The sequence below is a fragment of the Ruminococcus sp. genome, assembly GCF_017650195.1.
Taxonomy (GTDB): Bacteria; Bacillota; Clostridia; order Oscillospirales; family Ruminococcaceae; genus Ruminococcus.
Window position 1 is genome coordinate 1 of sequence record NZ_JAGCFH010000073.1, and the last position, 7,460, is coordinate 7,460.

A 7,460-nucleotide genomic window follows, 5' to 3' on the forward strand; every position below is an offset into this window, starting at 1 on the left:
CATCGTTCGCCCGAGCCTGACAATTAATGTATCATGAAACAATTTGTAGGGGAGGGTGTCCCCTACAAAATAATGGTTGACATAAAATAGCGCAAGTGATATAATAAATTATATATGTATATTTGCGGCTGTATGCCGTATATGATATATAACAACACTTATTGTGCGGAGATAATAAAAGTGATAAAAACAGTTAACGGTTTAAAGATAAACTATGAGGAAAAAGGCGAGGGCGACCTCATCGTACTGCTCCACGGCTGGGGCAGCAATATCACCCTTTTCGCCAATATGATAGAGCTTCTCTCAAAGAAATATAAGGTCGTTGCTATGGATATGCCCGGCTTCGGCAAGAGCGAGGAGCCCAAGGAAGTCTGGGACGTGAGCTCATATGTGCAGTTTGTCATCGACTTCCTCAGGGACTACGATACCAAAGAGGTCATGTTCCTCGGACACAGCTTCGGCGGTCGTGTCATAATCAAAATGCACAGCCGAAATGACCTGCCCTTCAAGGTGACAAAGGTCATACTCGTGGACAGCGCAGGCATAATGCCGCCGAAGTCCAACAAGAAGACATGGCGCACACGCTACTACAAACTTGGCAAGACTGTCCTCTCGTGGGGCATAGTAAAAAAGCTCTTCCCCGACGCGCTGGAGAACTTCCGCAAGAAAATGGGAAGTGCCGATTACGCCGCAGCTTCGCCCATGATGAGACAGGTCATGGTAAAGGTGGTAAACGAGGACTTGGAGCCATATCTGCCGAATATCAAGGCTCCCACACTGCTTGTATGGGGCGTTAACGATACTGCAACTCCCCTTTCCGACGGCGAGAAAATGGAGAAGCTCATACCCGACGCAGGTCTTGTAAGGCTTGAAAACGCAGGACATTATTCCTTCCTCGAACAGCAGTTCACCTTTAATCGCGTGATGTGCAGCTTTATGAAAATAGAAGATTGAATATTTAATAACGACAATCGGTCGTCACAGATAATCCTCCACGGACGTTCCAAGCGCGTCCATATATTCAATTACTATATATGCAATAGTAAGGAGACTATTTAAATGAATCTGATTTTTTGGATAATTTATGCAACCATTTCATTGACTGCAACAGTATTCTTAGGGCTGAGGGAATTCCATATGTTGCAGCTCAACGGTTACAAAACTCCCGAGCATTCTTGGTGGATGAAGAAGAACGCAAAAAGATATATTCTGCCTGCATTCCTGTTTTTAGCACAGTTTCTGCTGAGACCTTTTCAGCCACATGACGGACTCGCAATAGCTCTTATCATAGTTCTATGCCTCTTCAATGCCATAATAGCTCTTATCAACAAGCCTGGCAAGAAGTTCAAGAAGCCACTTGTCTACACGGCAAGAATGAAACGCATGATGATAACCTTCGGCATACTTGTTGCGATATTCTATGTCATAGCTATCCTTAAAGGAAAGTCATTCGTACAAATAGACGGCATAGACTTCTGTCGTGAAGAAACACGCTGGTTCATAATAGCTCTGCCATATATACTTGTTGGCTCTGCGCTGTACCTTACTCCCATACTCGTTCCGCTGTCCAATCTGATAAACAAGCCAGTGGAAAAGGCAGTACAAAACTGGTACATCAACGACGCAAAAAGGATACTTTCCGAGTGTCCCACGCTCCATAAAGTGGGTATCACTGGAAGCTACGGCAAGACCAGTATGAAGTTCTACCTTGACGAGCTTCTCAACTCACAGTACAACACACTGAAAACTCCTGAGAGCTTCAATACTCCCATGGGAGTCACAATAACTATTCGCCGCGACTTAAAGCCCACTCACGAATACTTCATCTGCGAAATGGGCGCGAGACGAGTTCACGAAATAAAGGAGCTCTGCGGCATTGCGGATCCTCATGACGGAATAATTACTTCCGTCGGCCCTCAGCATCTTGAGACCTTCGGCTCTATCGAGAATGTGGTGAATACTAAGTTCGAGCTTGCCGACCATGTAAAGGCAAAGGGTGGTAAGATATACCTCAACGGCGACAACGAGCTTATCCGGAAAAAAGCTTCCGAATATCCAAATGCGGTGCTCTACGGACTTCAGGAGGGCAACCACTACCGTGCAACTGATATTTCCGTTTCAGACAGAGGCACGGAGTTCACGGTAACTGCTCCCGGCGGCGAGACACAGCGATTCTCAATGAAGCTCCTCGGTGAGCACAACGTACAGAACGTACTCGGCGCCATCGCCTACGCTCACGGTACGGGCATATCACTTGAAAAACTCACTCTTCCCGTCAAGCGTATCGCCGCAGTTCCCCACAGATTACAGCTTCTCGACAAGGGCAGCAATACGACCTTTATCGACGACGCATACAACTCAAATCCCAGCGGCTGCCGCGCAGCTCTCAATGTACTGGGACTTTTCGACGCCTGCCGTATACTGGTAACTCCCGGTATGGTAGAGCTTGGCGCAAAGCAGGAGGAGCTCAACTTCGAGTTCGGTCAGGAGGCCGCTAAGGCCTGCGACCATATTGTTCTCGTGGGCAAAGCTCAGACAGTTCCGATATATAACGGTATCAAGGACGCAGGCTACAATATGGACAACGTTTTCGTTGCGGACAGTCTGAATGAGGCTCTCGCACACGTAAACGCCTATCAGTCAAACAAGAAGAAAATAGTCCTTCTTGAAAACGACTTACCAGATAATTATTAAGCAATGCGGAATTAAATAAAAGGAGAAATAGTAATGAAGATCAATCTTGCAGTTCTTTTCGGCGGAAGAAGCGTTGAACACGAGGTGTCAGTTATCTCGGCTGTTCAGGCTATGGCAAGCATAAACAAGGAAAAATACAATATAATCCCTGTCTATATGACCAAGAAGAGCGAATTCTGGACAGGCGAAAAGCTCATGGATATCAACAGCTTCAAGGATATCCCTGCACTCCTCAAAGAGTGTACTGAGTGCGTTTTTGTACGCAGTGAAGGTAAGGTACAGCTTATCCGTCAGAAGATGAAGAAGTTCGGCTCAAATGTCATCTCTGATATAGATGTTGCATTCCCTATCGTTCACGGCACTAACGTTGAGGATGGCGCTTTGCAGGGATATCTCCAGACCCTCGACCTCCCATACGTAGGTTGCGACGTGCTCGCCTCCGCTGTGGGCATGGATAAATTCGTAATGAAGATACTCCTTAAGGATGCAGGCTTCCCCGTACTTGACTGCTGCCGATTCTCCTCCTACGAGATAAACGACATGGACAGGATCGTAGCGGAGGTGGAGAAGAAGTTCGGCTATCCCGTTATTGTAAAGCCCATAAACCTTGGTTCAAGCGTAGGTATCTCAAAGGGCAAGGACAGAGACAGCCTTATAAAGTCTATCGAGGAGGCTTTCGAGTTCGCTGACCGTATCCTCATCGAGCCCTGCGTGGTACAGCTCAAGGAGATAAACTGCGCCGTAGCAGGCGACAGCGAGTCCGCAGAAGCTTCCGTATGTGAGGAGCCGGTACAGGCAAGCGGCGACGATATCCTCAGCTACGACCAGAAGTACGTAGGCGGCGGAAAGGGCGGCAGCAAGGGCATGGCTACCCTGAAAAGAAAGATACCTGCGGATATCACTCCAGAGCAGGACGAGTTCATCAGAAAGACCGCTGTTGACGCCTTCCGTTATCTCGGTCTCAACGGCGTTACACGTATCGACTTCATGATAGATATGGCTACAGACAAGGTATACATCAACGAGATAAACACTATCCCCGGCTCTCTTGCATTCTATCTCTGGGAGCCCAAGGGAGTGAAGTACACAGAGCTTCTCGAAAGACTTATCCAGCTTGCTCTCAAGCGTTACAGACAGGCAGAAAAGATAAGCTACACCTTCGATACGAATATCCTCTCAATGGGAGGCAGCTTCGGCTCAAAGGGCAGCAAGCGCTGATAAGCGCCCTGATACATGAAAAAGATAAATATACTTCCTCTTGCGGAAAGATTTGACAGAAAAGACATATCAGGCGATGTGTCTGCGACAAAAGGATTTGTGTATACCGAACAGACACAGCTGCGTGTTGGTCTGGCTGCTGTGATACTAATAATTATATTATCCGTACTTACTATCCCAATGGGTTTTATGTTCTTTTTCGGAATGCTTTTATTCATAAGCGGACTTGACAGGAATGTACCAATAAGATTCAATCACAGGCGTTTGAAAAGCAATGCATGGACACGACTGCCTATTCTTACTTTAGGCTCGGTAATGATCGTTTTCTTCGGAGGCTTTCCTGCATACCATAATATATCGGAATTTTTCAATTACCACGATATGCACAACTATGCTCCTGCCATATTCATTTTTTTCGGAGCAGCGATCGCGGCAGTCTTAGTCGGCATAATGATCTATCTTATCGCCCGTATCGCTGCTGCGGCAAGCAGAAAAAAAGCGTGTAACGTTCCTGTAAAGCTACAGTACTGCAACTTATTCAATGGCGGCAGCGATATTACAAATTATATCGTAGCAGATCCAAAAGGCAGGCTCAGTTACAAATATACCTATAACGGTGCTGATTACCGCTTCACTGATCTTGAAAATGCTGTGCCACTTTCAAACGATACAGACAATATTCAGGTGTTTATCGACCCCGATATCCCCCAAAGATACTACGCACCCTGGCTTTTCAGGAGCAGCAGGAAAAAGCTTATCTCTTTTTTAGTATCCGTTTCCGTTGTTGTAACGGTCAATACGCTTATCGTGGGTTATTTTATCAAAAACAATGCATTTACGTGACAGCTCCGAACGCCGCCCGAATACCGCTGTGATAGGAAGGGGTAAAGATGAAAAAGATAAATATACTTCCTCTTGCGGAAAAAGAAATTGACTACTCCCTGCTCATGGCACAGGCCGGTAAAAAAAGCGGTATAACCGTTCCCAGTATCGTCATTCTTATACTGTTTGCTGTAATGATCGTCTTTGCGTTCATCAATCCTTTTATCACTATCCTGCTTTTCGGAACAGGTTTCATTTTAGCAGGGATAGACAACAGCGGAACGATCAGACATAACGGCAGAGTAGTGGAAAACAACACATGGAACCGCCTGCCTTTCCTGATAATCGGCATATTCGTAACGCTTTTCGGGATATGCGGGTCCATTTCCATGTTTAATAAGTCAATAGCAGCCTTTGCCGCAAAGATAGTACTTGCGCTTATGATAGCGACTATCGCTTCAATACTCATCGGCAGACTGATATATCTTATCGTTTTATCTGCCGCCGCGGCAGGCAGAAAACACTCCTGTACCTGTCAGGTGCCTTATGAACACGATGATTACGCGCCAGACGGCACTAACATCTACAAGTACTATTATGAGGGTGAATGTTATCACTTCATGGACCATGAAGGGTCGGTATTTGCTGAAAATACTGGTTTTGACAATACGATATTGATAGACCCGGATGCCCCTGAGCGGTATTATCTGAAAAGCGAGTTCGGTCACTACGGGAAAAATCTCGGTAAATTCATAGTGACATTTATCCTTATCGCACTGTTCACCTCGCCGGTATGGGGATTTATGCTCTTCAAATCCATAATTGACCGTGGCAGTCAATGGTAAGCTAAAACGCTGATAACAGCTTATAAATATAATCCAAAACAAGGAGGGTTCAATATGACCGAAAAAGAAAAACAACAGGCTGGAGAGCTTTATGACGCAAGCGACAGAGAGCTTTTCACGGAAAGAGTTAAGGCAAGAAAGCTCTGCGGAGAATTCAACGCACTGGAGTACAACGACTTCCAGAAGAGAGAAAGAATAATCGACAGAACAGTTGCTCTCAAGGGCGAGAATGTCACAATAGAAGCAGGCTTCCTCTGCAACTACGGCTACAATATCGTTATCGGCAACAATTTCCACGCCGATGTCAACTGTATACTGATAGACAATGCTGAAATAACCTTCGGAGACAATGTATACGTCGGTCCGAACTGCTGCTTCTGTACAGCAGAGCGCCCTCTTGACTCAGTAACGAGAAATACAGGGCTTGAACGTGCAAAGCCTATCAAGGTCGGCAATAACGTATGCTTCGGAAGCAGCGTTACAGTAGCGGCAGGCATAACCATAGGCAATAACGTTGTTATCGCCGCCGGAAGCGTAGTCACAAAGGATATCCCCTCGGACTGCATTGCTGCTGGAAATCCCTGCCTTCCCACAAAGATCACAGAGAGGAGCGCTCACCATGAGGCTCCGAAAAAGCCTGAGGAAAAGCAGGCAGCTCAGCCTGCACAGACTGCGCCTGCTGCACAGAATACAAAGGCTACTCCACCTTCAATGGAGGAGATCAGACCTGTATCTCCCGAAAACAGGAAGCCGGCAGGTCCGAGACATCTTGAAGTTCGCCGCGTTGAGAATCCGAATAACGGCAGTAGCGGCTTCCCCGACAGAAGGAAATAACATAAGGAGGACTGAACCATGAACACACTTCACTTTAAATACGCCGTCGAGATAGAAAAAACACGTTCAATAACACAGGCTGCGGAAAACCTCTACATGGCTCAGCCCAATCTGAGCAAGGCTATCAAGGAGCTGGAAAGCACCCTCGGCATAACCATATTCCGGCGCACCTCAAAAGGCGTTATACCTACGGATCAGGGCCTCAAATTCCTCGAATATGCCAAACAGATACTCATCCAGATAGACAATATGGAAGCAATACACTCCCCGGACAAGCCAAAAAACAGCCGTCTCCGCATATCCGTGCCGAGAACCGGCTATATATCCAAGGCTTTTTCAGAGTATATCGCAGGGCTGAACGCTCCCGAGGATATGGAGATATTTTTCTGCGAGACCAATTCACTGAGAACTATCGAAAATGTCCGTGAAAACGGCTACGATTTCGGAGTGATACGTTTCAATGCGGCGCATGAGAAGTACTTTGCCGACTTCATAGCCGAAAAGAACCTCGACAGCAAGCTTCTTTGGGAATTCGAGATGCTTGCGGTAATGTCCTCTGAGCACCCTGCCGCAAACGCCGATTTCATCACATATTCAGACCTGTCCTGCAATTATACCGAACTGGGACAGGGCGACGACGCGGTGCCTTATGTTTCTGGCGCGGTCGAGAAGCTCTATGCGTCAAACCGTCCTGCGGACGTGCCTGTGAGAAAGGTTTGTATGTACGACCGTGGAAGCGCTCTCGACTTCCTGCTCACTGTGCCTCAGGCTTTCATGCTGGACTCTCCCATGCCTGCAAGCCTCTGCGGAAAATACGGTCTCGTACAGCGCAAATGTGCCTTTCCGGACAACAATTTCAAAGATGTGCTGATATACACCTCGGGACATAGACTCTCGGAAAACGAGCTCAAACTGGTGAACCGTCTCTATGAGGTAAGAAATGAGAGTGCATTCGTTGAGTACAAATGATATACACATCTGAATATAAGCACATTCTGAATAAGAATAATTATCATATATTGTTATTTTTGGGGCGATGTTCATATC

General features: G+C 46.6%; 7 protein-coding genes. All 7 read left to right on the top strand.

The genetic code is table 11. The annotated features are described in order from the left end of the window. Positions 1–180: 180 nt before the first annotated feature. The 7 genes from J6U00_RS02945 to J6U00_RS02975 all read left to right on the top strand — a co-directional run bounded on the left by J6U00_RS02945 (position 181) and on the right by J6U00_RS02975 (position 7,382). Positions 181–954 carry an alpha/beta hydrolase gene (locus J6U00_RS02945; protein WP_296578626.1) on the top strand — a complete coding sequence of 258 codons (774 nt, stop codon included), beginning with the start codon at positions 181–183 and terminating at the stop codon, positions 952–954. 105 nt (positions 955–1,059) lie between these two features. Further along, positions 1,060–2,694 carry a UDP-N-acetylmuramoyl-tripeptide--D-alanyl-D-alanine ligase gene (murF, locus tag J6U00_RS02950; protein WP_296578627.1) on the top strand — a complete coding sequence of 545 codons (1,635 nt, stop codon included), beginning with the start codon at positions 1,060–1,062 and terminating at the stop codon, positions 2,692–2,694. A 33-nt stretch (positions 2,695–2,727) separates the two neighbouring features. After that, positions 2,728–3,912: a D-alanine--D-alanine ligase family protein gene (locus J6U00_RS02955; RefSeq protein WP_296578631.1), complete on the top strand. Its 1,185-nt coding sequence runs from the start codon at positions 2,728–2,730 to the stop codon at positions 3,910–3,912. Between the two features lie 15 nt (positions 3,913–3,927). Further along, the gene (locus J6U00_RS02960; RefSeq protein WP_296578633.1) at positions 3,928–4,755 is read left to right on the top strand and encodes a hypothetical protein; all 828 of its coding nucleotides are present in this window, start codon (positions 3,928–3,930) and stop codon (positions 4,753–4,755) included. Between the two features lie 47 nt (positions 4,756–4,802). After that, a complete protein-coding gene (locus J6U00_RS02965) occupies positions 4,803–5,579 on the top strand; it encodes a hypothetical protein (RefSeq protein ID WP_296578635.1) in 777 nt (258 codons plus the stop codon). 54 nt (positions 5,580–5,633) lie between these two features. Further along, entirely contained in the window at positions 5,634–6,413 is a 780-nt protein-coding gene (locus J6U00_RS02970) for a sugar O-acetyltransferase (protein ID WP_365717911.1), read from the top strand. A gap of 18 nt (positions 6,414–6,431) precedes the next feature. Continuing rightward, positions 6,432–7,382, top strand: coding sequence for a LysR family transcriptional regulator (locus tag J6U00_RS02975; protein ID WP_296578637.1), 951 nt, complete (start codon positions 6,432–6,434; stop codon positions 7,380–7,382). Positions 7,383–7,460: the final 78 nt, after the last annotated feature.